26 protein-coding genes and 1 pseudogene are annotated in these 25,421 nt (G+C 61.3%); 11 read left to right on the forward strand and 16 right to left on the reverse strand.

Annotation, left to right across the window (positions count from 1 at the left end):
* Position 1 precedes the first annotated feature (1 nt).
* A complete protein-coding gene (locus B0B13_RS02650) occupies positions 2-652 on the forward strand; it encodes a TetR/AcrR family transcriptional regulator (protein WP_076788036.1) in 651 nt (216 codons plus the stop codon).
* A gap of 21 nt (positions 653-673) precedes the next feature.
* Here the strand turns inward: B0B13_RS02650 and B0B13_RS02655 are convergent, their stop codons facing one another.
* From B0B13_RS02655 to B0B13_RS02685, 7 genes are all read right to left on the reverse strand, one after another.
* Complete coding sequence (locus tag B0B13_RS02655) at positions 674-892, reverse strand: DUF2795 domain-containing protein (protein ID WP_076794215.1); 219 nt, start codon at positions 890-892, stop codon at positions 674-676.
* Positions 889-1,197: a hypothetical protein gene (locus B0B13_RS02660; RefSeq protein WP_076794217.1), complete on the reverse strand. Its 309-nt coding sequence runs from the start codon at positions 1,195-1,197 to the stop codon at positions 889-891. Before B0B13_RS02660 ends, B0B13_RS02655 begins: the two co-directional genes overlap by 4 nt.
* A 57-nt stretch (positions 1,198-1,254) precedes the next feature.
* Entirely contained in the window at positions 1,255-2,592 is a 1,338-nt protein-coding gene (locus tag B0B13_RS02665) for a C45 family autoproteolytic acyltransferase/hydrolase (protein WP_076794218.1), read from the reverse strand.
* 75 nt (positions 2,593-2,667) lie between these two features.
* Entirely contained in the window at positions 2,668-4,401 is a 1,734-nt protein-coding gene (locus B0B13_RS02670) for a ClcB-like voltage-gated chloride channel protein (RefSeq protein WP_076788040.1), read from the reverse strand.
* 17 nt (positions 4,402-4,418) lie between these two features.
* Positions 4,419-5,180 carry a glutathione S-transferase gene (locus B0B13_RS02675; RefSeq protein ID WP_076794571.1) on the reverse strand — a complete coding sequence of 254 codons (762 nt, stop codon included), beginning with the start codon at positions 5,178-5,180 and terminating at the stop codon, positions 4,419-4,421.
* A 174-nt stretch (positions 5,181-5,354) separates the two neighbouring features.
* Positions 5,355-7,052: a hydantoinase B/oxoprolinase family protein gene (locus B0B13_RS02680; protein ID WP_076794220.1), complete on the reverse strand. Its 1,698-nt coding sequence runs from the start codon at positions 7,050-7,052 to the stop codon at positions 5,355-5,357.
* A 9-nt stretch (positions 7,053-7,061) separates the two neighbouring features.
* Positions 7,062-9,146 carry a hydantoinase/oxoprolinase family protein gene (locus B0B13_RS02685; RefSeq protein ID WP_076794221.1) on the reverse strand — a complete coding sequence of 695 codons (2,085 nt, stop codon included), beginning with the start codon at positions 9,144-9,146 and terminating at the stop codon, positions 7,062-7,064.
* Between the two features lie 853 nt (positions 9,147-9,999).
* On the opposite strand from B0B13_RS02685, the gene B0B13_RS18965 reads away from it, so the two are divergent.
* The 3 genes and pseudogenes from B0B13_RS18965 (at position 10,000) to B0B13_RS18975 (ending at position 10,551) form a co-directional block, all read left to right on the forward strand.
* Positions 10,000-10,134, forward strand: a complete 135-nt coding sequence (locus B0B13_RS18965) for a hypothetical protein (protein ID WP_255785513.1) — start codon at positions 10,000-10,002, stop codon at positions 10,132-10,134.
* A 74-nt stretch (positions 10,135-10,208) separates the two neighbouring features.
* Positions 10,209-10,373 (forward strand): annotated as a pseudogene (locus B0B13_RS18970) (PIN domain-containing protein); the annotation flags it as partial.
* A gap of 79 nt (positions 10,374-10,452) precedes the next feature.
* Entirely contained in the window at positions 10,453-10,551 is a 99-nt protein-coding gene (locus tag B0B13_RS18975; RefSeq protein ID WP_255763176.1) for a PIN domain-containing protein, read from the forward strand.
* A 185-nt stretch (positions 10,552-10,736) separates the two neighbouring features.
* Here B0B13_RS18975 and B0B13_RS02700 read toward each other — a convergent pair whose 3' ends face one another.
* Positions 10,737-11,141 (reverse strand): type II toxin-antitoxin system VapC family toxin, encoded by a 405-nt coding sequence (locus B0B13_RS02700; protein ID WP_076794224.1) that lies wholly within the window; start codon positions 11,139-11,141, stop codon positions 10,737-10,739.
* A gap of 7 nt (positions 11,142-11,148) precedes the next feature.
* Positions 11,149-11,403: a type II toxin-antitoxin system Phd/YefM family antitoxin gene (locus B0B13_RS02705; protein WP_013435358.1), complete on the reverse strand. Its 255-nt coding sequence runs from the start codon at positions 11,401-11,403 to the stop codon at positions 11,149-11,151.
* 195 nt (positions 11,404-11,598) lie between these two features.
* On the opposite strand from B0B13_RS02705, the gene B0B13_RS02710 reads away from it, so the two are divergent.
* Entirely contained in the window at positions 11,599-12,636 is a 1,038-nt protein-coding gene (locus B0B13_RS02710; RefSeq protein WP_076793855.1) for an IS481 family transposase, read from the forward strand.
* A 724-nt stretch (positions 12,637-13,360) separates the two neighbouring features.
* Here B0B13_RS02710 and B0B13_RS18980 read toward each other — a convergent pair.
* Positions 13,361-14,260 (reverse strand): hypothetical protein, encoded by a 900-nt coding sequence (locus B0B13_RS18980; RefSeq protein ID WP_076794227.1) that lies wholly within the window; start codon positions 14,258-14,260, stop codon positions 13,361-13,363.
* A 345-nt stretch (positions 14,261-14,605) separates the two neighbouring features.
* Between B0B13_RS18980 and B0B13_RS02730 the strand changes: the two genes are divergently transcribed.
* Positions 14,606-15,985 (forward strand): hypothetical protein, encoded by a 1,380-nt coding sequence (locus B0B13_RS02730; RefSeq protein WP_076794228.1) that lies wholly within the window; start codon positions 14,606-14,608, stop codon positions 15,983-15,985.
* 338 nt (positions 15,986-16,323) lie between these two features.
* Here the strand turns inward: B0B13_RS02730 and B0B13_RS02735 are convergent, their stop codons facing one another.
* A complete protein-coding gene (locus B0B13_RS02735; RefSeq protein ID WP_076794229.1) occupies positions 16,324-17,421 on the reverse strand; it encodes a YeiH family protein in 1,098 nt (365 codons plus the stop codon).
* Between the two features lie 110 nt (positions 17,422-17,531).
* Here B0B13_RS02735 and B0B13_RS02740 point away from each other — a divergent pair, with 110 nt between their 5' ends.
* Positions 17,532-18,407 carry a LysR substrate-binding domain-containing protein gene (locus B0B13_RS02740; RefSeq protein WP_076794231.1) on the forward strand — a complete coding sequence of 292 codons (876 nt, stop codon included), beginning with the start codon at positions 17,532-17,534 and terminating at the stop codon, positions 18,405-18,407.
* A gap of 246 nt (positions 18,408-18,653) precedes the next feature.
* Here B0B13_RS02740 and B0B13_RS02745 read toward each other — a convergent pair whose 3' ends face one another.
* Positions 18,654-19,301, reverse strand: coding sequence for a phosphatase PAP2 family protein (locus B0B13_RS02745; protein WP_076788051.1), 648 nt, complete (start codon positions 19,299-19,301; stop codon positions 18,654-18,656).
* 185 nt (positions 19,302-19,486) lie between these two features.
* On the opposite strand from B0B13_RS02745, the gene B0B13_RS02750 reads away from it, so the two are divergent.
* Entirely contained in the window at positions 19,487-19,852 is a 366-nt protein-coding gene (locus tag B0B13_RS02750; protein WP_076788052.1) for a DUF3022 domain-containing protein, read from the forward strand.
* A gap of 191 nt (positions 19,853-20,043) precedes the next feature.
* Here B0B13_RS02750 and B0B13_RS02755 read toward each other — a convergent pair whose 3' ends face one another.
* The 3 genes from B0B13_RS02755 to B0B13_RS02765 form a co-directional block, all read right to left on the reverse strand.
* Complete coding sequence (locus B0B13_RS02755; protein WP_076794232.1) at positions 20,044-20,682, reverse strand: P-loop nucleotide/nucleoside kinase family protein; 639 nt, start codon at positions 20,680-20,682, stop codon at positions 20,044-20,046.
* 67 nt (positions 20,683-20,749) lie between these two features.
* Positions 20,750-20,893, reverse strand: coding sequence for a cytochrome bd-I oxidase subunit CydX (gene cydX / locus B0B13_RS02760; RefSeq protein ID WP_076788618.1), 144 nt, complete (start codon positions 20,891-20,893; stop codon positions 20,750-20,752).
* Positions 20,894-21,034: 141 nt separating this feature from the next.
* A complete protein-coding gene (locus tag B0B13_RS02765; protein ID WP_076788620.1) occupies positions 21,035-21,520 on the reverse strand; it encodes a universal stress protein in 486 nt (161 codons plus the stop codon).
* Positions 21,521-21,988: 468 nt separating this feature from the next.
* Here B0B13_RS02765 and B0B13_RS02770 point away from each other — a divergent pair, with 468 nt between their 5' ends.
* Complete coding sequence (locus B0B13_RS02770) at positions 21,989-23,077, forward strand: purine-nucleoside phosphorylase (RefSeq protein WP_076794573.1); 1,089 nt, start codon at positions 21,989-21,991, stop codon at positions 23,075-23,077.
* Positions 23,078-23,142: 65 nt separating this feature from the next.
* Here the strand turns inward: B0B13_RS02770 and B0B13_RS02775 are convergent, their stop codons facing one another.
* On the reverse strand, positions 23,143-23,340 hold the full coding sequence (locus tag B0B13_RS02775) for a hypothetical protein (RefSeq protein WP_076788054.1): 198 nt from the start codon (positions 23,338-23,340) through the stop codon (positions 23,143-23,145).
* Positions 23,341-23,380: 40 nt separating this feature from the next.
* Here B0B13_RS02775 and ribA point away from each other — a divergent pair, with 40 nt between their 5' ends.
* Positions 23,381-24,010, forward strand: coding sequence for a GTP cyclohydrolase II (gene ribA, locus B0B13_RS02780; protein WP_076794576.1), 630 nt, complete (start codon positions 23,381-23,383; stop codon positions 24,008-24,010).
* Between the two features lie 212 nt (positions 24,011-24,222).
* Positions 24,223-25,371 carry a glycosyltransferase family 9 protein gene (locus tag B0B13_RS02785; RefSeq protein WP_076794234.1) on the forward strand — a complete coding sequence of 383 codons (1,149 nt, stop codon included), beginning with the start codon at positions 24,223-24,225 and terminating at the stop codon, positions 25,369-25,371.
* Positions 25,372-25,421 lie beyond the last annotated feature (50 nt).

Below are 25,421 nucleotides of genomic sequence, written 5' to 3' on the forward strand. Positions count from 1 at the left end.
TATGTCCATGTCGACGTCTCGTGCCCGCCACCGTACCCGGCTCACGCGAGAGCAAAGCCGGGAGCAGACGCGTCAGCGCCTGATGGACGCTGCGCAGACGCTTTTCGTGAAGAAAGGATTCGACGCGTCCAGCGTCGAGGATGTCGCTGCGGCAGCCGGCTATACGCGCGGGGCGTTTTATTCGAATTTCAAAGACAAGGCGGAGTTGCTGCTGGCGTTGCTTAAGCGCGATCACGGCAATATCCAGCAGGCGTTGCAGCGCATTTTTGATTTGCAAGGCAGCGTGCAGGACATCGAAGCGCAGATCCTGACGTACTACAGTACGCTGTACCGCGAGAACAAGTGTTTCCTGGTATGGATGCAGGCGCGGTTGCTGGCCGCGCGCGACGCGAAGTTTCGCGCGCGGTTCAATGCGCTGTCGCGGCAGACTCGCGCAGACATCGCGTATTTCATCGATGCGTTCTCCGCGCGCCTGGGCATCAGGCCGATCGTGCCGGCAGCGCAGCTCGCGCTTGGCCTGATGGCGCTGTGCGACGGCATCCAGTTCTTTTACGCGTCGGATCCGCACGTGACCGACGCAATGGCCGAGAACGTGCTGGCGGCGTTCTTTGGCGCGGCGGCGTTCGGCCATCGGGCGGCGGGGTCTCGCTGAGCGCGTCGTCGCGCGCACACGCTAGGCGGATAGGCCGGGACCTGCTGCACTGGCGAGCCAGCGCGCGACCGACTGCGGATCCGGGTAGTCACGCTCGGGCAGCGCCTGCAGCGCGAGCAGTACGTCGTTGCTGGCGCCCGCTGAGCAGGCGGCGGCCACCAGCGTGTCGCGCGTGGCGGGATAGCGCATGTCGCGCAGCGTCTGGCTGAGCTGCTGATCGATCGGGTCGGTGGCGCTCATGTTCGTATCTTGACATGCCGCGCGAGTCCTGCGGCAAGGTCGGGGCGGGGCGTCGGCAACTCAATGGTTTGCCAGTGTTCAACAGACACTGTACCGTCCTGCTGCGCTAGGCTGCGGACGGCGGTCGGCACCGTGCCAGCGTGTCGCGTGTGCGAAGCACGGGTCACGTCGGGTACCCCGCTGTCGCAGGGCACGATGGCGATGAGCGGCGTGCTGACGAGGGCTGTGGCCAGCGCTGCTAGCGGATGTGACATGAACGGATTCATGGTGTCGGTCTTCCACTGAAACGCGATGGCGATGTTCACGCAAACTGCGTGCCTGCGTTCCGCGAGGGGTGCGTCGCGCTGCGCGCCGGCATGCGGTCAACGGACTGCGTCAAACAGCGTCCACGGCTGGGACGCGCGATCGCGCATGTAACCGTTGAGCCAATTCCACTGCGGATGGCGACGCATAAACGCTTGTGCGTCGAACGGCCGGCCGCATGGGTGACCCCAGCGTGCCCACAATTCGAGTCGTACCGCCATGTCGCTGTCGACCACCTTGCCGTCGTTGGCGCCCCATGGATTGAATGGACCGTGATCAGCGTCGCCAAAGCGTGCGTCGTCCAGTTCCAAGTGGCCGCAAAGGGTGCGCGAACTCGGATGATCGTCGCGATCGAGGTACACATCGTAATGATCGGCGAGCATTTCCTTGGCCAGTTCAGCATCGATCCGGCCGCGGTGTTTTTCCATCAGTTGCATCCAGCGCAGCCGGCGCGCACCATTGCGCCGCACGTCGTTGTAGTCATCCCCCTGGCTAATGCATTCCTGGTTGCGGATCTTCAGGTCGTTGGCCGTGTTGAAGCCGCTGTAAAAGCCGTCTTTGGTGACCTCGAATCCGGAATAACGCAGCCCAAGCTCGTAGCGTGCGATTTCACCGGTTTTGGTATCGCCGAGCAGCCAGCTGTTCGCGTAGCCGCCGTTGTTGTCGGTCGCGAAGCGCTCGCACCATGAGCCAATGCTATCGGCATACTGCGTCGCCTTGCGCGAGCGGTAGAACTCCGGCGAGCCGGAGGTGTTGTAGCCGACGAAATTAGAAATCGTCGTCTCGGTCACCATCAGGCCCGCTGACGTGATCCAAAAGTCCGTTAGGCTGGAGATGCAGCCCGGCAGTCCCTGCATTAGGATCCGGTTGCCCTCCTCGGGCACAATATCGAAGATCACGTTGAACGCATCGCCAGCCGCATAGCGGTCCCACGAGTTGTGCGCCATCACGATGCGGCCATCGCGCGTGGCACTGCCGGTTGCAATGAACGCACTGCAGTGATGGCCGAGGCGCCCGCGCCATGGCTTGCCGGCGAACTGCGGCCGTGTTTGGCTGACATGCGCGGGCCACCAGCTTTGCAGCAAATCCATGTAGCCGTTCCAGGCGAGCACCTGTTCGTAGGGCAACTGCGCGCCATCGGCAATGCCGCGCATCTCGGCGGTGAACTCGTCATCGACACGGTCGGTGAATTGGTCGATTGCGGCGTTCACGAAGGTGTCAAACTCCTCGCCGGTGTCCCACTTGGCTAGATATTGCGCGGCGCGGATCGCGCTGCTGATCTCGCGGGCAAGCAACTGGCCGTGCTGCAGGCCACGCTCGTATGGCGCACCCTCGATATGCACAAAGATCCAGCCGGCCTGGTCGCGCCGCAGTGCAGGAGTCGATTGTTCGGACATGTTGCACCCTCCGAATCCATTGTAGTGAATCCGTTGCTTTTTGCCGTCGCGACGACGCGTCGCATGCGGCGTGACTCAATCGCTAGCATTCATCCGGAAGTATGCCTGCAGCAGCGAGGTCTTGTAGACTACGCCTAGCAATTTAGGCGCCTGCTTCGATGCGACGACGGGCAGCCGCTCGCCTTGGAAGGCGAGAAAGTGCTGCAACGCGGCGGCAAGCGGCATGTCCGGCGTCAGCGCGGCGAAATCTCGGCGCAGGTAGTCACGCGCACGGTGCTCGCGCGGGCCGTGCTTGTCGAGCAGGTCGGAGGTGATGTCCTTTAACGCGACCACGCCCTGAAACCAGCCGGCAGCGTCGACGATATAGATGTACTTAACCGGATATTCGAGAAATACGCGCGTCATGTCCGCCACGCTCGCGTCTAGGCCAAGGACGGTGTCGGCCGGGCGCACCAGTTCACGCATCTGCGTGGCCTTCAGGCGCAGCCGTTCACGCCGCTCGCGGTTGCGCCGCAGTGTGACCTCGTACATTGAAGTCTCGGCCAGGGCCCGCGCGATGAAATAGGCGATCACGCTAGCCAGCATCAACGGCAGCACGACCTGATAGCTGAGCGTCATCTCAAAGATCATCAAGATCGCCATCAACGGCGCATGGGTCGCTGCCGCGAGGAAAGCCCCCATCCCGACGATGGCATACGTGAACGGCGCCGACGTGGCGAGCGGCAAGTGCGCATGGGCCGCGAGTCCGTAGATCGCGCCGAGCACCGCACCGACGAACAGCGTCGGCGTGAAAATACCACCGACCGCGCCTGAGCCGACCGTCGCGCAGGTCGCCGCTACCTTGAACGCTAACACTGCGACGAGCGCTTGCCAGGTCCAAGGCTGGTGCAGAATGGCGTTCACCACGCTATAGCCGTTGCCCCACACTTGCGGTGCCTGGATCGATAAGGCGCCCACCAGCGCGCCGCCCAGTGCGAGCCGCCAGGGCAGGGGCGCCACCCATCGGCCGAACAGCCGGCGCGAGGCACCCAGCAGGAGGAGGAACGCCGGCGCGAGCATCCCGCACAGGATGCCGAGCCCGACGAACCACAGTACTTCGAGGCCGGAGATGGTCGGAAAGGGCGGCATCTCGTAGGGCGCCTGGTAGCCGGACAATGCGCGCATCGTGACATTGGCGACCACAGATGACACGATGATTGGCCCGAAGCTCTCCATCGCGATCGAGCCCAGCACGATTTCAGTGACGAACAGCGCGCCGGCGATCGGGGCGCTGTACGCGGCCGTGATGCCGGCCGCGGCGCCGCACGCCACCAGCAAGCGCAGACGTTCTGGGTCGACATGCACGAGGCGGCCGAGCAGTGATGCGCTGAGCGCGGCAAGCTGCACCATCGAGCCCTCGCGGCCGATTGAGCCACCCGAGGCAATCGTGACCAGCGACGAGCCGCTGCGCCATAGGCTTTGCCGCACGGGCACCACCCCTTCGCCGATAGTAATCGCTTCCATATAGTCAGCATGGCTCTTGCCGTCGTCGTCACGCCGGGCTGCCAGCAGGAGCATGCCGGCCACGGCGCCGCCGACGCTGGGCAGCGCGAGCCGTGCGTACCACGGTAGGTCGCGCGCGACCTCCACCAGTCCGCTCGCGTTAGGATCGACGAGCGATTCCAGCCAGTCGACGCCGAGGCGGAACACGATGGTCGCGGCCGCGCCGACCAAGCCGGCGAGGGTGGCCCACAGCAGCATCGTATGCTCGTCGGACAGCCTGAGCAGGCGTTGCGCGCGGGTGCGCAGCTTGAGCAAAAAGGCCAGCACGGCGCGATGGCGATGAGTCAACTGGCGTCCAATTCCGCGTAGTGCCGGAATATGCACGACTCGTTGTGCGGGATGCGGCGAGGCGACGCCAGGTACGCGGCGATACGCGGCCGCGTGCGCACCGCTTCATGCAGCGCTGTGAGCTTCGGATACTGTGTCGCGAAGCGAGCGGTGGCACGCGGAAACGCGTAGCGCAGTCCATCAATGAATTGGAACATCGACAGGTCTGCGTAGCTCAATGCCGCGCCGACCAGGTGCGCGCATCCCGCGGGGTTCTGCTCGAGCACCCGCTCGAAATAGCGCATGAACTTCGGTATCCGGTTGGCGATGAAATCGGCGGCGCGCTGCCGGGCGGCGTCGCGTTGCTGCTCGAAATACAGTGCGTTGGCAATCGGGTGGTGCGTGTCGTGTGCCTCGCTCACCATGTCGGCAATCGTCAGCTGCAGTCCGTGGACCCAGTGGCGCAGTGTTTCATCGGCGGGCACCAGGCCGAGCCGGGGTCCCAGGTACAGCAGAATGTTAGCGGTCTGCGCAATGAGTGTTGTGCCGTCGCGCAGGAAGGGGGGAGCGAACGGGATGCAGGGCTCGGTTTGGCTTTGCAGAATCGACATCATCGTGCCGATGCCGTGCTCTGTGCCTTGCGGATTTGCGTCTTCGCGGCGACCGGACGGCGGTAAGCGCGCGACGTCAAGATAATCTGCCCCTGCCTCTTCGAGCGCTAAGCGGACGAATTCACCGCGGCCCTGTAGGCCCGGCCAGTAGTACAGTTCGTAGCTCATCATCACAGTCCTGAGATAGCGTAGCGACGGACAGCCGCCGCTGGCAGCCAGTGTTTCGGCGTCCGACGGCCGCTGCGCCCGCGCGGCACCGCAAGCCGGGCCGCGCCTGCCATCACGATACCATTGACTGCTGTACCACTGGGCTAGAGCGTGTTATGCACTTTGCAAGTACTTTCAGATCTGGCCTGCATGATGTAGTCGCACGCTCCCCTCCCAATGATAGATTTCGCGTGCCAGCTCGGCAGAGATATAGCCATTTCGGATGTCGTCGCGAACCGCATCGGGATCGCGCATCGACGGATCACCGTATCCGCCACCTGAGCCCGTACGCACGCGGACCACATCGCCGCGATCGAGCTTGACGCCGCTGGCCATGGCGTAGCGCTCGCTGCGGCCGTCGGCGCGCACGACCTCGACGTAATTGAGTGAGCCGTCACGCCCGTTCGCCTGGCCCCACGGTGGCACTTTGGCGCGCGTATATCCGCAGGTCAGGAAGCTGCCGTCGGAGCGGATCCGATAATCGAGCCGGATGCCGCGGCCGCCGCGATATTGCCCGTATCCCCCTGGCTCGTCGTTCAGTTCCATGCGCTCGACATAGACGCCATAGCGCGCCTCGCAGATCTCGGCCGGGCAGTTGTATGTCTCGCCATGCATTGCGGAGAACATCGCACTGTTGCCGTTGCGATCCCGCTTTGCTCCCCAACCGCCGATCTCAGGCTCGATCAGCGTGAAAATGCGCGCGGTTTCCGGATGGGGGCCGCCAATCACGGTGGCGCATATCGACGAGAAACTGCCGGCGGGGATGCGGTCGGGCAGATGCGGCGCAAGACAGCGTAAGATCAGGTCGTGCACCCGGATCAGGTTTTCAAAGTAAAACCCTTCTGCCGCAGGGCTACACGCATCAAACAGCGAACCAGGCCGTGTCACAACCTTCAGCGGCCGGAAGGTGCCGCCGTTGGCGCTGCCGTTCGGCTCGGTAATCGACTTAAATGCCATCTGGGCAGCCACTACCGTGCCGTCGCGGCTGAGATTGCCCGGTCCATGGACCTGGTCCGGGTTGTCGCGCAAGTCGACGATCATTCCATTGTCGCCGATTTCAACGACTACTTTGTATACCTTGTCGTCGTCCTGAGGTTCGGCTAGTTCGAAGCGCCCTTTCGGCGTGTGACGCAGTGCTTTCAGCGAGACCTTTTCACCGTAGTCCATGAAGTCTTGCATTGCCTGCAGGAACATTGCTTTACCGTACTTCTGGGTCAGTTCAATCAAGCGTGTCGCGCCGCTGCGCGCGGCAGCGATGCCTGCCCAAAGATCACCTTCCATGAAGTCGGGCATGCGCGTGTTATAGCGCAGAATCTGCATCACGGGACGCACTGGCTTGCCGCGTGAGATCAATTTTACCGCGGCCAGGCGCAGCCCTTCCTGGAAGATCTCGGTTGCATCGGTAGAGAATGATCCCGGGACCATGCCGCCAACATCGTTCCAGTGAGCAATATTGGCCGTCCACGCGACGATGTCGTCGCCAACGAAAACCGGCATCGACAGTACCACGTCGTTCAGATGCGTCACGCCGCCCGAGTACGGGTCGTTGGTGATGAAGATGTCGCCCGGCTCGATGTCGCCTGGTTGGCCGTGCTCGACCAAAATGCGGCGCACCGCCTTGTCCAGCACGCCAACAAAGGCAGGGATACCGGCGCCGGAGCTGGCGATATTGCCTTGTCCATCGGTGATGCCAGTCCCCATGTCGAGCACTTCGTAGATGATCGGGCTCATCGCGGTCTTGCGTATCGCGGTGAACATCTCGTCGGCGATGGCTTGCAGTGCATTCTGAATGATATCGAGCGTGAAGATATCGATCTTATCGCTGTGGCTCATGATGATGGCTCACACGGAAAGAGTGATGTGAAAGTTGCCGAGGCGGTCGACGCTCACGGCGTTGTTCGGGTGGACCACGATGGTCGTGCCGGGGTCTTCGATAATCGCCGGACCGGCGAAGTGCATGCCAGGCTCGATGCGTTCCGCGTCGTAGACGATCGCTTCGTGCCTCCCTTCGAGCGCATAGTCGACGGTGCGACGGCCTTTTGACGCAACCTGAATAGTGGCGCCGGTGACTGGCAGGTCGGCCAGGTTGAGCTTGCCGATTTCTGCCACGGCGACGATATGAAAGCCGACGATCTCCAGCGGGGCGTTCAGCCGATAGGTGTACTGCTGCTCGTAGCTGGCGTGAAAGCGGGCAACGATATCGGCCCAATGCGTGGCGACGCGTTCATCTTGCCGCAGCGGCACCTCGACCGCATGCTCCTGGTTCTGGTAGCGGATCTTGCAGTACAGGGCCAATTCGATAGCGTCGGCGCCGATGCCCTCGGTCGCGTACTGTGCCGTTGCATCATGCGACAGCTGTTCAAGCAGCGCTTGCGCACCGAGCGCCGCATCCGGACGATCCATCTCAAAGAGGCGGTTGACGAAGCAGTCGCGACGCAGGTCGGACATCGTCATGCCCCACGCGGAAAAGACAGACGCGCCACGCGGAATCACCACCTTTTTCACGCCGAGTTCCTGCGCGAGCGCAACGGCGTGCATCGCGCCGCCGCCACCAAAGGCGAGCAGCGTGAAGTCGCGCGGATCATGGCCCCGGCTGAGCGACACCAACTTCAGCGCATTCACCATGTTGTCGTTGGCGATCCGAATAATGCCGCGCGCGATTTCCTGCGGCGACAGCCGTAGCCGCTCGGTCAGCGGTGCCATGGCCCGGGCCACGGCTTCGATGTCGGCAATGAACGTACCGCCGCAGAAATAATCCTTATTAATGCGGTCCAGAATTAGGTTTGCATCGGTGGTGGTCACATGGGTGCCGCCGCGACCGTAGGCTGCGGGACCAGGCGACGCCGCAGCCGATTGCGGGCCGACATGCAACTTGTCGAATTCGTCGATCCACGCGATCGAGCCGCCACCATTGCCGATCTCGACCAAATCGACCACAGGTACCATGATCGGATAGCCGGTATGCGTCCGGTCGCGCTCGAACCAGTAGTCTGTTTTGATGGAGATCTGCCCGTCCTTGATCAGTGTGCATTTGGCTGTGGTGCCGCCGATATCGAGCGCGAGCACATTGGGCTCGCCGATCAGACGGCCTAGTTCGGCCGCTCCCCAGAAGCCGCTGGCCGGCCCCGACTCCACCATCGTAATCGGGATTTCTCGGGCGTGAGCCACGGTGTCGACACCGCAGTTCGACTGCATCACATAGAGCGGCGCCCGATAGCCGTTCGATCGCAATCCGTCTTCAAGCCGCTGCAGGTAGCGTGCGGCGATTGGCTGCACATAGGCGGACAGTACCGCGGTACTGGAGCGCTCGTATTCCCGCCACTCGCGCGTGATTTGGTGCGATGCCACCGCCGATGCCTGTGGCCAGAGCCGACGCACACCGGCCAGCACCGCTTGTTCGTGCACCGGATTGGTATAGGCGTGCAGCAGGCAGATCGCGACGGCTTCCACCCCTTCGGCGCGGAATGTGTCGACGATGGCGGGCAGGCCGGATAGGTCCAGCGGCTCGCGCTCGCTGCCGTCTACATGCAGGCGTCCCGGTATTTCACGACGCAGGTAGCGTGGCACAAATGGCGCGGGCTTGACCCAGCTCAAATTGAAAAAGTCAGGCCGGTTGGCACGCGCAATTTCTAGCGTATCGCCAAAGCCTTGCGTCGTGATCAGTCCCGTCTTAACGCCACGGCGTTCGGTCAGCGCATTGATCACTACGGTGGTGCCGTGCGCGAGGAAGGTAACAGCGCTCAAATCCACATCGGCCTTTTTTAGTACGTTGAGGATGCCCTGCTCGTAGTCAGGCGGCGTCGTATCCGACTTGGCAGTCCGTACTGATTGCCGGCCTGTGCGCGGATCGACTTCGAAGTACACCAGGTCGGTAAAAGTGCCACCGACGTCAGTAGCCACGCGAATCGTCTTGTTTAGTTTGCTCATCGCGTGTCTCCTTGCCACTGAAGGCCGTCGCCCTGTCCTTTGATGTGACGCGCGCCGGCTTTTTGCTGCCGTATATGTTTAGCGCACCGATCCAGATCACTTCCGCATCTAGATCGGCCCGGCCAGGCGGTCAATGTCTCGCCCGGTGCCAAATGCTGCCTCTACAGCGTATTCTCGGTCATGTCAAATGCGGTTGCCTCGACCACCGCCGCGACACGGCAGGCGGCCTCACCGTGATCGCGCATTTTGCGATGCGTGACCCAACCGCCGCATTCAATTGCTACATGTCCCACTATCGAACTGGCATCGACCGGATAGCATTGCAATACAGCGACTCGCCATTGAGACGGACCTGCGTCATGTGGCGCCGGAACGGGTCCAGGTGACCCGGCGTCCCCTGGGGGCACGCGGCTGGGCCGCCTGCTCATAAGCATAGGATGCGTGCCACAGTTGTGGGGGTATACAGGCGGATAGGGTTAAAAAGCGGCCGCTCAATTATATGGATCGGTGCCGTCCGATGGCCGCTACGCTTTATGGACTAGCTCGTATTGGGGGGAACTGTCTACCAGTATGCCAGTCAACTCGCGCGCCGAGGCACTCAAAAAATTAAACTGGTATGCCATGCGCTGGAAGATCGAGGCACTCCATAAGAACGTGAATCGGGGTGCAGGGCAGAATGAGGCTGACTCAAAAATCCGGCCATTCAAAAGTAGAAAAATCCGGCACGATGTGTGAATCCTGAAGCTACCCTCTCATACACTTATCGAATATGCCCGTTGCGGTGACGCGGCATGGCCAGACGGTAGGGTACTTCATTCCGGCACATGGTCAAGCCGAAGCGCATCTTGCCACTATGAAAAAGGCGAGTGAAATCTTGGATGATCTGCTGACTGGCCGTGGCGTGGATGTCGAAGGGGTAGTGTCCGAGTTTAAGGCAGTTCGCCGGGCATCGACTGGCAAGGGCAAGACCGGTGCCAAATCCGCATGAGCAATAAGGCAATCGTACCCGATGCGAACATCTTGATCCGGGCAGTTCTTGGCACGCGCGTGCGCGAGTTGGTCATGGTGCATGCTCACGCAGTTCAGTGTTTCGCTCCCGACGTGGCGTACACGGACGCTAAAAAGTACCTGCCAGCATTACTGGAGAAGAGAGGCGTTGCGCCGGAGTCAGCGATAGCCGTGCTGGATAGCTTGGTTCCCTTGATCCCAATTGTTGACGCTGAAATCTATGGAGATACGCAGGCCGCTGCGCTCCAGCGCATCGGGGCAAGGGATGCCGACGATTGGTCCTGTCCTGGCATGTGCTATGGCAATCGGATGCCTGATTTGGACGGAGGATGCGGATTTCTTCGGGACGGGGGTGGCGACTTGGACGACAGATCGAATCCAATTCTATTTGAATTAGGTCCTACGTAGTGTGAGAACAGCCAAAGGGAGGTGCGCTCGACTTATGATATCGGATCACCAGCCGCTCAATCTGAAGCGCACTTAGCACCAGCCGTTCGGTGAACCCCAACCCCGTTCGCATTTTTGCTTTCCTAGTCGTTAGGCGAGCCCGCCGGCGCGTTGACCGTCAAGATGTAGGTAAACTTATTTCCCGAATGGGTTGAACACCGGTACGTCAAAGCGTTCAAAGTCGCGAACGTTTCTTGTGGCGACGATAAGCTTGTGCGTCAGCGCGCTGGCCGCGATCATGGCGTTTTCATAGACTGTGTTCGACTGACGATGCATCAGCTTCGCCCAGAGCCGGAAGGTTGCAGCGTCCATGGGCAAGACATTGTAGGTCGCGCTGACTTGATCGGCCCACGCTTCTATCGCCGATGCCTTGTCGGCGTCTTGCTCGCGCGTGATTTCGATGCCTGCTTGAATTTCACCGAGTGTCACGGCGGACAGATAAAGCTCGTGATCGGCAACGCTTTCGAGCCATGACACGACTGCCCCATGCGGGCGCAGCTTGCGAAGTTCAGAAACAATATTCGTATCCAGAAGGAACACGGTGGTTTTATAGAGCAAGCGTTGTGCGACGCTGCGCCCGTCCACGTTGTGGCAAGTCAAGGTCACCACGACTGAAATCGGACAACAGCAAGGCTTTCAGCGAAGGGCGTGCGGCGGCGTTGAGCCGTTTCCACTCCGTGATAGGTACCAGCACAGCTGTTTCTGCGCCGCGACGGGTCACCAGCTGTGGCCCCTCACTGACACAGGCGTCAAGTAGCTCGCTGAAACGGGCTTTCGCGTCTTGTACAGGCCAAGCATGCATGGCGGATCCATAATGACTAGACATATAACTAGTTTATACGTGACATCACCGCAATACAAGGGTTCATTAATTGGCGCTGATTTGCAGTGAACTAGACTAAAACTGACAGTGGTTGGTTTTTCATGCTGGCGCGCGTTGCCGCTACGGGCTACGCCCTGCGCGGCAACGCGCGCCACGAACAGCAAGGGGTCCGCCATGACTCAGGAACAGAAGGTCATCCGTGCCAAAGTCGGCATGCTCGAACTGGCCCGGCAACTGGGCAACGTCAGCCAAGCTTGCCGCGTGATGGGTTACTCACGCGACAGCTTCTACCGATTCAAGGAACTGTACGATAAAGGCGGCGAAGCGGCGCTGCAGGAAATCTCCCACCGCCGCCCGCTGCCCAAAAACCGCGTGGATCCGCAGATCGAGGCGGCCGTAGTTGAACTGGCCCTGGAACTGCCCGCTTATGGTCAGATCCGCATCGCCAATGAAGTGCTCAAGCGCCATGCGTTAAAGGTCTCGCCTCAGGGCGTTCGCAGCATCTGGCTGCGTCACGATCTGCAGACCATGAACAAGCGTCTAAAGGCGCTGGAAGCCAAATCCGCTCAGGACGGGCTGGTGCTGACCGAAGCCCAGTTGGTCGCGCTGGAGCGCGCCAAACAGGAAAAAGAGGCCCACGGCGAGTTCGAGTCTGAATGTCCAGGCTACTGTGGCGCGCAGGATACATTCTATGTCGGTAGCCTCAAAGGCGTAGGTCGTGTTTATCAACAAACCTTTGTCGACACCTATTCGAAGGTGGCATTGGCTAAGCTCTATGATCGCAAGACACCGCTGCCGGCGGCTGACTTACTCAATGATCGTGTTGTCCCATTCTTCGACAGTTTCGGCATCCCGCTGCTGCGCGTGCTCACGGATCGTGGCACCGAATACTGTGGCAATCCCGAGCATCACGAATATGAGCTGTATTTGGCTGTAGAAGACATCGACCATACCCGCACCAAGGCCAAGTCGCCGCAGACCAACGGCATCGTCGAACGGTTGCACAAAACCATGCTCAACGAGTTCTATCGGGTGGTGTTCCGCAAGAAGATCTACGAATCGATCGACGCCTTACAAACCGATCTTGATGCATGGCTCGATCAGTACAACAATGAACGTGAGCATCAGGGGCGATGGTGTTATGGCAAGACGCCCATGCGCACCTTCCTCGATTCACTAGCACTTGCCAAGGAGAAACTCATTCCACATTGACCGCTTCTTTTCTATCGGCCCGACTATCTGTCAGATCAAGTTCCGGCTAATACAGCTGATTCACAACCGCATGTCTGGCGACAATTACTGGCTCTTCCCCACTTTGTGTGAAGGTTCACGTCACAAGTCAGCACCGATTCAACACGCGAGTACGAAGCAGTTGGAAGCCGGCGCGGCCATACATTGGGCGCTTGAGAAACTTGAGCCGATTGGCATGGCCTTCGACGATGCCGTTACTGTAGGGTGTGAGCTGTGCAGCGTGTATGGCATCGTAGTCGTGACCAATGCTTGGCTGCAAACCGCTGCATTTCTGGTACACTGCTGGTCTGCGCTTGACGCAGCCAGCTTGCCAACGCTTGATGTGTGCGGTGCTTGGCCATGTCAGTAAACTCGAGCGGCAGTTGTCGGATTGTTGTTATCTGGGAATTCTGCTCGGCGAGTCGTTGAACCAAGCGCTGGACGTGCCGCTTATCGCCGCTGGTGAGCGCGGTCGTACCCCGATCCATTCACCAGTAGCTTCGATGTTGTTGCCACGCCGGGCGCATTCGATTCGATCGCTGGCAATGCGGCAGAAGCGTCCTCGTGATTGAGCGAGCGTGCAACTCGCGGATAGGCAGCTGGCAGCGGCTCAGCGCGCGCTCAATGGCATCACCAAGGCTCTTCAACAGATACCATCGGTCGGCCACTTGTATGGCTTGCGGCGCGCCACGGGTGCAGTAGCAAACTAAGCTTGAAACAATCTGACCATGCGCCGGACCTCACTGGTCGAACTTGGCTTGACAGAGCAATTCAGTTCCGATATGGCGCGTGTTGTCGCGTTCAATAAGTTCTTTGTTGGTTCTTGGCATAGACCATAAATAACCAAATTTAACCATTCTGCAGTAAATGACGCGGGCACCGCCGCTTTCCCGCTGCCCTGGTAGTTCCAACGTGTTTTTTGCATCTGTAAGCTCAGCGCCCTGCGGAGGTGATGATTCGCGGCCTGTCGAGATCGGCTATAGGCTGAACTATGCTTGCTAAATGGCCTGCGGCCACATGAGCCTTTGTATAAAAAGCGAATGTCGGTGACCGCGTCACGGAGTCTTTTCGAGCGCACGCGTGAGCGGGCGTTGCCGCCTAATCGGACCGGTGGTGCGGCCCGATGCGGACTGGGTGGGTGTGCGCTGCCGCACACGCCGCGTTTTTCAGCGTCGGCATTCACACGCTGCAGCGCGGCCAAGCTGCCTTCCAGCATGCCAATTTGCTGACGTGCGTCCCCCAGTTGCGCCTGCAGCGCTTGCTGCTCAGCGCGGCGCTGCGCGTCCCTCTCGTCGTCACGTCGCACCGCCGCATCCCGTTCCTTGATTAGGCGCGCGCTGGTGTGGCGCTCATGCTCGGTCTCCAAAAGAGCGCGTTTTTCCGCCGCTTGCAGCCGCGCTTCGGCGCGAGCAGTGTCGGCCCGCAGCTTATCGAGTTCGCGGGCAAAATCGGCACCCGCCTGGGCGAGCGCCTGTGCGTCGCGTTGCAGGCGCTCGACTTCAGTGTGCAGCGTCTGGCGCGCCGCCTCGGCCACCGCGAGCGCGGGCTCCAGTTCCTGCAAGCGCGTGCGTTCGGCGTGCGCCGCAGCCTCGCGGGCGGCGGCCACCTCGGCGGTGGCCGCGGCTCGTTCCCACAGGCGTCTTGCGATCGAGCGATTCGTCCGCCGACGTCTTTAAATTCAGCCCTCAGGTTACGTAATCGGCAAAAATCACTCCACAGTTTCCTACAAAAAGCCTTAAAGTTGAGGCATTGGCCGGTTGATACGCCTTTTTGTCAGCACGCTTGCGTCGCCCCGTGCGATGTCGCGCAGTCTGTCCACCGGCCGGCTTATGCTACTCGCCAAAAATCTCACACTTACGACGTATCGCTGCACGTCTTCTCCTACTTTTCGTTAGCCTGCTGCACAGCTTCGCTACGCGTGGTGTCTTTTTACTGATTACTGAGCTTGCTAATGGACTTTGACTTGAATGTCGCTTTAAACCCTCACTCTAGCTACGTGTGCGCAGGGCAGGCGGGCCAACAGCCTGCCGCGTCAGCGCCGCCACGACCGTCTTCCAACGACGCGTTGACTCGCCCTTTGCCCACCCGACCGACGACGTATGATGACCTGTCGTCCGAACTGATTGCCCGGATCGGTGACTATGTACCCATTCAAGACGTGATGCCGTTCGCCATGGTCAATCGCCGCACGTATCATACGATGCAGACCCGGCGCCTCGTCCACCGCTATTGGCAGCGGGCAAACCAAGCCGTCAGCTTGGCGTCAGTCAACCAGCTGCTGGACGAAATAGGCGGTGCGTTGAGCAATCCAGCGCAGTATGTCGAACCCATTGATGCGCTAAGTCAGCGTCTGCGAGCGTTGCCAAAAGCCGAGCGAGTCGAGGCATTCAAGCGCGTGTTTGCGGCTGCGGAACGTATCCCGCGGGACGGCGTGCGAATACAAAGAGCGCTATTACGCGCTTTTTTTATTTTTCCTCCGAGCCGGCGTGATGAGCTATTCGACTTCGCTTATGCGATGGCGGAACGACGCGCGCCCGGGCAAGACAATATCTGGGCGGAGCTGGCTGATAGTTTGCGGTTTTTTTCGTTCCATTCGCCTTTTATCGAGCAGCGTTATCAGGCGCTTTTAGATCGGCTTGCGTCGTTAAGGGTATCCGAACAAGCGAAGCTCATCCCGGTATTATCCAATTTGCTCCTTTACTTTAATAAAACAGACCCACGCGTCCCTGAACGCTATGCGCTCTTACGCGGACACGCGTTACAACTGCCGCCCTCTCATCAAGGCGCATCGGTCGGCATATTAGCGAGTTGCGTACGGATTTTGCCAAAAGCAGAGCAATTTGCCCAATACACGCAGATGCGTGATTGGGCGCTGTCGCTGCCTGACGAGCAGTGGGGGATTGCTTTGCAATATTTGCCTGAAGGGCTTGAAGAGCTGTCGTATGAACAACGTGCGCAGGAGCTGACGTTACTTGAGGATCATTTAGCGCGCGTGCCTATGTCACAGCGTGTTTCGGCAGCGTTTGGACTACTCAAATGCCAATTGTTTTTAGACGATGTACAAATGAAGCGGGCCTGGCGGCAAGGTTTGAACCTACTGAATGGTGCGGGCGAAGCCGCTTTATGGGATTTGCTTCGCCAACTTCGGGCCGCTTGGGTGTTATCTGAGTCCAGCAATTTCAGATGGGAAATGGCAGTGGAGGAGATTACGCGCTTTATGGAGGCCAGCCAGTTCTCCGAGCCGGCGCGGGCGCGATTCCGGACCAACGTAGATTGGCTCAGAAGTGAACCACTAATATTTAGTGAGACTGAATCCAGTATGCTTCGTTGATCCAACGCCGGAACAGATACTGTTGTGCCATCGGCACGCTGGCAAGGGTTCGTCGTTGTTGTCATGCAACCTGAGATCGCCGCGAGATGCTCACCTGCAAGATCCAACAAGGTCTGACGTCTGGCAGACGAACCCACTGGCAAGTGAGCCGGGCATCCTTAACTGTGCGATCTCTCGGCCCATCATTTTATTTTAGTTGAAACGATGTCCGTGAATCGCACAAATCAAGGACATGGCAGCAGTTGTCGAAGGCGTTACTCGTCGGCTTGCATTTCGTCGTCTTCGCCATGCTCATGCTCGTTCATGCCGTACCTATCTTGCAAAGTGCATAACACGCTCTAGCCGAGCCAGCGCTCGACACCGAGCGTTAGCGCGTAACCTCCAGCAATCAGCCAGAGCTGTAGCAGCGCGCCGGCGATCAGCGCACGTGGCCCAGCCTCGCGAATCTGCGCGACCCGAGTTTCGATCCCGAGCGCGGTCATCGCCATCGTCAGTGCGAAGGTGTCCAGGCTATTGAGGACGTGTGACACGTGCGACGGGATCACGTGCAGCGAGTTCACCAGCACCAGCATGAGGAAGCCGAGCGCGAACCACGGCACGGGCAACTTGCCGCGCCGCGTGCTACTGCCGGCCGGCTGTGCATCGCGCGCGGCACGGGCGATAAAGCCGGCGACCACAAAAATCGCCGGCACTAGCAGCATCACACGGGTCATCTTGACGATCGTCGCCACGTGTACCGTTTGCGCGTTGATCGCGCTGGCGGCGCCGACCACTTGCGCCACCTCGTGAATGGTGCCGCCAAAGTATAGGCCGAGCCCGGTCGCGTCCAGGTGAAGCCATCCGGCATTGGCCATCAGCGGATAGACAAACATCGACAGCGTGCCGAACAGCACCACCGTGCCGACCGCCATCGCGCTCTTGTGCGGCTTGGATTGCAACGTGGATTCGAACGCGACGACTGCCGCCGCGCCGCAGATCGCGCTGCCCGCGGCTGTGAGCAGTGCGGTATCCCGGTCCAGCTTCAGCCATCGGGTTCCAACCCACCAGCCGATAGCCAGTGTCGCAGCGACGACCACGACGGACATCGCCAGCCCGGCCAACCCGACTTGCGCGATTTCCTGCAAACTGACACGTAGCCCAAAGAAGGCGACCGCGATGCGCAGCAGCTTGCGCGCGGAGAAGTTCACACCGGCAGCCCAACTGTCTGGCATGGCGATGCGCAATGCGTTGCCGTACACCGCGCCGCACGCGATGCCCACGATCAGCGGGCTCATGCCGAGCCCGGCGATGGGCGGCCACGCGGCCAATTGGGTGACCGCGAAGGCGAACAGCGCAACGAATAGCACGCCGTTGAGCAGCCCGCGACGTGACGCTGCGACAGCGCCCGCTGGCGTGCCCCGCGACGGCGAGGAGGACTCGGAAATTAAGAGGGACATGGCATTCACCTGAGAGATGACCTCGACAGCCTCATCGTAAAATGGATATAACGATATGAAAAATCGTCATTTGGGATGTAAACTATCGGCTAATCTGATAGATTAAGCGCATGACCCCCGATCAACTTTTGACTTTTGCAGCCGTCGCAGAACATCAGAACATCAGCCGGGCGGCCGAAGCGGTACACTTATCGCAACCAGCGGTGTCTGGACAGCTGCGGTTGCTGCAAGAGGAATTCGGTGAGCCGTTGTACGTGCGTGACGGCCGCGGCGTGCGGCTCACGGACGCTGGCCGGCAACTGGCTGTCCATGCCGCGCGGTTGCGCGACACATGGCGGCAGGCGCATGCGCTGCGCGACGCGTTGCGGGGTCTGGAGTATGGCACATTGCGCATCGGTGCCAGCACGACGCCAGCCAGCTATCTGCTGCCCTATCTGGTCGCGGACTTTCACCGCGCCCATCCCAATATCGAAATCCGCACCACCTATGGCAATACGAGCGATGTCTGCCATGTGCTGCAGGGGTTGGACATCGCGCTGATTGAAGGCGGTGTGCCCGCCGAGCTGCCGGCTGACACGCGCGTGCATCCATGGCACGACGACGAGATTGTCGCGATCGTGCCAGCCGGTCATCCGTTGGCCACCGATAGAGCCGTACCGTTGTCGTGGATCAGCCAGTTTCCGCTAATCTGGCGTGAGTCCGGCTCTGGCGTGCGGCACGAGGTCGAGCGCGCGTTTGCGCGGGCCGGCGCGCGCGCGCGGGTCGCGTTGGAGCTGGCCGGCGTCGAGGGCGTGAAGGAGGCGGTGCGCGCCGGCATGGGCGTGGGCTTTGTGTCGGCGATGGCGATGCGGCATGAGGATGCGCGCCTGACCAGCGTGTCGCTGGCGCCGCAACCGCTGACGCGGCGTTTCTCGATCCTGGTCATGCACGGTTCGGCGGCGTCGCGCGCGGCGCTCAAGTTCCTGGCCATTTGCGGCATCGATTAGGGTTAGTCTGCGTGGCACGATGTGCAAACCCGTACGGATCATTCCAGCATCCATCAGGCGCGGACCTCATGCCTTTTCGATGAGAAATCGGAACCGGTATATAAAATCGGAACCCATTCCAGAATTGGCTTTAAAAATGGACTCCATTGCCTCTTACTGCGCGAGATGTCGGCATGTCTGTGCCACGCGGGGCGCCGACGGTGAGCTGAGGGTGCGCGCGTCAACACAGCGGCGCTGACGGCCGTACTACGCGACCGCCCAGCCGCGCCGAATCAGCGCCGCGCACAGGAACCGATAGGGCGGCTCACCGCAGCGCAACAGTGGCGGCACGACCCATGGCGCGAGACGGTAAGCGAGCACGGCGCACGTCATGCCGAGCAGCATGCCGCAGCCGACATCCAGCGGGAAGTGGATGCCGGCATAGATGCGAGCCCAGCCGACCATCAGCCCGGCCAACGCCAGGGCCACTCCGGTCACCCGGGTGCCGGCGTGCAGCAGTAAGCTGCAGGCGACTGAGAAAGCGAGCGTGGTATGGTCGCTGGGCAGCGATGCGTCGTCGGCGTGGGCAATCCATGCGTGTCCCAAACCGATCGCGAACGGCCGTGGGTGGGGCCACATTGCACCGATGATTTGGGCGATCCCCAGGCCGAGCATGGCGGCCAATGCGGCTTCGACGAAATGGCCACGGCATGCTTGCGGGCGGGCGGCCGCACCGGTGAAGGCCACCGCATGCGTCGGGCGCGCGCGGCTCGGCACGCGTAACCAGCCGGCGATGAGCGTCGCCGGCATGGCCCAGATCAGCGCATTCGCGCAAAATGACATTAATGCGTGCAGCGTCGGCGACGGCGCACTCGCGTTGAGCAACAGGAACAGCGTTTGATTTAAGGATTCCATCGATTGGTGCAGCACGATTTTAGAAATGATGAGCGCCCGAGGATATCGCAACCACCTTAAAGTGTGCTAGGGTTGCGGCCACGGCACGCTTGGCGCGGCGGCGGGCTTCACAGGGCTGAAGCCATCCCGACTGGCATGCGCGGCTGACTGTGATAGCCTCGGCACTCTTTCCGAGCCCTACATCCATGCCCCGTCCGCCTTTTCTCTTTAACGATCCGCTGCGCGAGCACCTTGCCCGTGTCATCAGCGACCTGTTGCCGGAAACCGCCCACTTTACCGATACGCAGACCGAGGCCGGCCATCCGGCGCTGCGCATCGACTGGACAGTCTCGCCCTTTTCGCGGCGGCACTCGAAGGTCACGCTTGATGTGGTGTTCGTCGATTCGAGCCTGGCGCGCTATGCGGTCGCGCCGCCCAACGAGCGCGCGCGGGCCGAAGCCGTGCTGCGCGCCTACTTAGAGGCGGTGATCGGTTCGATGGAAGAGCAGTATGCGCTGGGCAAGGAGATCGAGCCGGTGTCCGAGGTCGAACTCGGGCGCGAGTTCGCATGACGTGTGCGTTGCGGCCAGGCGCACGCCACGCCGGATCGGCGCGATCGAATTGACGAGCGCCGGTGCGCTCGTGGATGTGTTTCGTGAAAGCAGGTTGCCGCAAAGCAACTTTATTCGGGAAGCAGGCCGCGCTTGATGCCTTTCTGGACAATCGCTTTGGCCGCTATCTATGAGACAGCCGGAGCGGAAACTCATTCGGGCGTGAACGGCGGCCTGCCGGCAGCGAGGGGGAAGGGCTCAGCGGAATGCGCTGGCGCGAGGAGCCGATCCTGCAGCGCGCGTCGGTTCGCGTCACATGGCGCATCGTTGTCGAAAATCAGCAGTTGGGGGTAGTCGGCCGGATCGGGTTCGAAACGTCGCTGGCGATAGGTTTCCCAATGTGCGAGCTTGTATGCGTCATTGGCGTTCGCCCGCCGCACGATGCGCTCGCGCGCGATATGTTCCGACACGCTAACCCAGACCCAACGCACGTCGACGTGCGCCGGCACGCGTAGCCAATCGCGATCGAAGATTCGCCGGTCGCGTACCTCCCGCGACAAGGGGCCGACGACAACCGCACTGATGCCCAGCGATACGTTTTCGCGCGCAGTGTCGAGCAGCCCCTGGTATTCGGGGTCACGCAATGTCTGTAGATAGACCGGGCTGTCGCGGTCGTTCGGGTCGTGCGTGAGCGCTTGCATCGCGACTGCGCTGTAGCGGCCGTACAGCGTGTCTTTGTCGAGCAGGCACAGCGGCTCGCGCGTGGCGTCGAGCAACGCCGGGACCAGTTGCTTAGCCAGCGTGGTCTTGCCCGCGCCGGCGTGCCCGCAAAAGAAAAGCAATCGAGTCATCGTAGCGGCCGCCCGCAGCCCGCCTGGTGCAGCGTAACCGAGGCATGCGTGGGGCGGCTCATGCGGATCAGTCGTGCCAACGACAGGCACGACCGTCCCGCGAGTCGGACCGCATCCGCGCCAGGTTCCTTTCGTTTTCCAGCCACATCGCGTTGATCACACCGAAGCCCAGCGCCACGCCGATACCCAGTATCCAGCAGAAGTACCACATTGCAGTTTTCTCCATTGGGTTGGATGCTGCCGCGCCGGCCGGCCGCAGCGGGACATAACCATGCCCGATGGAGTAATGATGACCGCGCACGCGTGCGCACGCAAGCATCACGATGCACGATGCGTGGGACAGTAGGCGGCGTTAACCGTTCGCGGTGGTCGACGGCGCCGCTTGCGGCACGTGGCTTGCCGACGGAATCAGCAACACCGGTAGCTGCGCGAGCCGCAGCGTTTGTTCCGCCACGCTGCCCAGCACCAATCGGCGCACGCCGCGCCGTCCATGGGTACCGAGCACGAGCAGGTCCGCGTTGAACGCCTGTGCCGCCTGCACGATACACTCGGCAATCCCTTCGAGGGACGATGTCGTCAATATCTGCGGCGTGCCGGCGATGCCTCGAGTACGCATCGCGTCAGCCGCCTCGTCGATCACGCGTTGGCCTTCCTCTGTCTGCGCGCGCATGACGATTGACGGATCGTAGCCGGGCACCGAATAGTAGAGTGGGACGTCGTCGACGACGAAGATTGGCTGGAGCTGCGCGCTCTCGGACGCCGCAAGATCGAGCGCGGCGTTGAATGCATGACGCGAGGTGCGGCTGCCGTCGACGGCCACGAGGATGCGATGGTACATGCTGGCGTTCTCCTAGTGTGATGGACCCTTCGTGCGCCCGAGCGTGCGCACGCACCTATGCATTATCGCCGCAAAGGAGAGCGCGCAGCGTTTGCCGCTCCCGTCCACGAGCCTGCCCGCCTCGTCGTGCGCTGCCTGTTGTTGCAGTGCGCGGCATGGGTGGCGCGTCACCCGAACAGTAGCGCGGTACCCACCGGCAGGTCGTCGACCATCAATGGCGTGCGATTGCGGGACGCAGGGGGAGGCTGTCTGCATTGGAATCTGCGCTCCTTGAAGCGTCGGATACGGGCGGCGTGATGCGCAAGTACGCTCCTCAACCGTCGCACGAAGACACACCGCGTCGTATCGATGTTTTATCAGACATCGTTAATAGAATCTTTGATTCGCTTTGTCCCTTGTTTTGACCTGCAACACCCTATAGTCTCGCCGGTGGCGTGGGCCGACTCGTGTTCGAACAAGGAGCGAACGATGTTCAAAAAGCTGATTGGCGGTACCGTACTGGCGGCTGGTCTGGCGTGCGCCGGCCTCGGCAGTGGTCATGCGGAACAAGCGGCAGACGTGGTGCAGGCGGAGCCGGCGCTGCATTCGGATTGGGCCGGCGGGTCCGGCCGCGCCGTCAAGGTGATGATCGTTTCGATGTTCGGGCCGGAGGGCCAGGTATGGCTGGATCAGCTAGGGCCATGGCAGGCGATCCGTGTTCCGGGCTTGTCGTCCGACTATCCGTCTGTGCACTGCAATCGCAGTGACGTTTGTGTGCTGACGACCGGCATGGGCCATGCAAACGCGGCGGCATCGACGATGGCGCTGGTCCTGTCCCGGCAGTTCGACCTGCGACGGACCTATTTCATCGTCGCCGGGATCGCGGGCATCGATCCGGCGCAGGGCACGATCGGCTCTGCTGCTTGGGCGCATTACCTCGTCGATTTCGGTCTGCAGTGGGAACTAGATGCGCGTGAGATCCCCGCCGGGTGGCAGTCCGGTTACCTCGGCGTCAACACGAAGAGTCCGGTCGAGAAGCCGCCGCTGGATTATCGCACTGAGGTATTCGAGCTAAACGACGCGCTGGTGCAGCGCGCGTTCGCATTGTCGCGCGGCGTGCAATTATCGGATAGCGCGCCAGCGCAGGTGGCCCGCGCGCGGTTCGGCTACGCGCCGGCCAACCTGCCGCCGTCTGTGATCCAGTGCGATACGCTGGCGAGCGACACGTGGTGGTCCGGCACGCAGCTTGGTCAACGTGCGCGTGACTGGACGAAGCTGGTGACGCACGACAAGGGTGTCTATTGCACCACGCAGCAGGAGGACAACGCGACGTACGAGGCGCTCAAGCGGGGGGCCGCGGCGCACCGGGTGGACCTGTCGCGCGTGGCGGTGCTGCGCACCGGCTCGGATTTCGATCGACCGGCTGCGGGCCAGAGCAGCGCGGATAACCTGTTCAATTATGCGGCGCAAGGAGGCTTTCAGGTTGCGCTGCAGAACCTGTACCTGGCCGGCAACCCATTGGTGCAGGAGATCGTGACGCACTGGAAGGCTTGGCGCGATGGCGTGCCGAAGCACTGAGCTTCTCGCGCACTCGTGTCGCTCGATGAAACGCGTGTGCCAAGCGGCAATCCCCGCCGCATTACTTAGTATCTCACCCAATGCGGCGCATCGATCTCCATGCGCTCGTACGGACCCCGCCAGCGTTCGAGTCCGATCGATAGCGACGGATGGACGTAGCGGTCGCGCGTCGGCACCAGGTATTGCACCGGAGCATGGGCGCGCCGCTTATGCGGCATACGCAGCCGTGGGACGATATTGGCCGCGACGCGGTAGACTTGCATCCCCGAAGCCCCTATAGCGGTGCGAATGATCGAGGTTACGATGCAGCAACAACATTTTGACGAGGCCAGCGAATGCGCGGCGCACATTGCTAGCGTGACGCTGCCGACCCGCTATGGGACTTTTGCGTCCCACGTGTTTCGCGTCAGGGGCGACGGCACGGAGCACCTGGCACTGGTCATGGGGGAGGTGCGCGCGCGCGAGGCGGTGCTCACACGGCTGCATTCGGAATGCCTGACCGGCGACGTGCTCGGCTCGTTCCGCTGCGATTGCGGCGAGCAGTTAGACGCAGCGCTGCGCCACATCGCGGCCGAGGCGGCAGGTGTGCTGCTGTATCTGCGCGGGCAAGAAGGACGCGGCATCGGATTGTCGAACAAGATTCTCGCGTATGCATTGCAGGAGCAGGGCCGCGACACGGTCGATGCAAACCGAGACCTCGGGCTACCCGACGATGCGCGCGAATACGATTCAGCTGCCAGCATCCTGCGCTGGCTCGGGGTGTCGTCGGTACGATTGATGAGCAACAATCCGGATAAGTTTGACACGCTACGGCGCCATGGCATTCCCGTGCATGACCGCGTCGACCTCGCCATCCCGATGCGCGAGGAAAACGAACGCTATATCTGGGCTAAGCGCAAGCGCTTTGGTCACTATTTCAGCGAAAACGAATAGGATACGTGCCGGATCTGCGAGCACCTATCTGTCAACGTTGGCCGGCACCTCGGACGAAGTTCTTGCCGGCGTTGGAAACCGCAGGCCGAGCGCGTGATTTGTTTGGAGGCGACGCTGGAGCTGTTGTTGCGCGCAGGCGCAGATAACAAGAAGCTGCCGCGCTCGTAAGCAAGGAAACAAAGTAGGAGGATCGTTGTCTGGACCGGCACGCCATGACTATGCTTGATGAGGTTTGCGTACTGTCGAATCCCGGCTCACTGCTGTCGCCGCACGCCCACGTGGCAGCCTCATATGACCTGAAGGTGACCGGCAAGCCGGCACATGGCTACCAGCCGTTGTCGGTGGTGAGCTGGATCCGCAATGCGAATGCGGTGCCCTTCACGATCGACTATCGCCAGCAAACGCATTTGCATGTGGTTAACGGCATGGGTGTCACACTCGGTGACTCGATTATTGGATTGAGCGCGCTTGACGCAATCCGACGCCTGCATCCGTCGTTGTCGGTGACGATTTATCGGCCCGCCCATGCGCCAGATTACGTGAAGCAACTGTATGCATTGGCAGCACCCCGCTTCGGCAACGTGATCGACTTGCCGGTGCCGCTCGACTCGATTCCAGCAACCGAACTTGCCATCGACGTTGGTAACCATCTTTTCTGGCCCGGCTTTGCGACCCTGCCGATGATTGATTTTTTCCTGTTCGCGCTCGGCATGGCGCCCCACACCGTGCCCGCGCGGTACAAGGCGAACGATTGGCTCACCACGCTGACATTACCGGCTCCCGGCAGGGGGTGGTGTGCACGTGGCTATACGTTGCTTTGTCCGGAGGCGAGCACGCCGGTGCGCAGTATCCCGGCCGCTGTGCGCGTGTCGATCGTCGATGAGATGTGGCGCACCTTCGGCTTGCCAGTGCTGGGCTTCGGTGCGCTGGAGCACGATCACTATACGGATATTGCCGCACTGTCGCCCGATACGGCGAGCTTTCTGAGCTGGGTTGCTCATGCCCGCCACGTGGTGACCTCCGACACGGCCGCGGTACACGTGGCGGCAGGCTTTAGCGTGCCAAGTACCGCGTATTTCACGACGATCGCACCGGCGCTGCGCGTGCGCGACTATCTACACTGCAAGGCGCTCGCGTTGGACGTGCCGGAATTGGATGGAATGCAAGTGAGCGAGCGGGCCGCCGACTTGCGTCGGGTCGAGCGCGCGTACCACGAATGGTATGCGGCCCGCGGCAACTGGTTAGCAACCTGTGATCGCGCGCCGGGGCAGCTGCTGTTGAGTCAACCGGAGCAGGGCCAACTGGAATCGGGCCAATCGGAACTGGCCCTGCCGGAATTGACGCCAATCGGGCTGGGCTAACCGGTGCTGAGTCCGCCTACGCTGAGCGTAACCTGCGCCGGTTCGCTCAG

It is taken from the genome of Burkholderia sp. b14 (assembly GCF_900156195.1).
GTDB lineage: Bacteria > Pseudomonadota > Gammaproteobacteria > Burkholderiales > Burkholderiaceae > Mycetohabitans.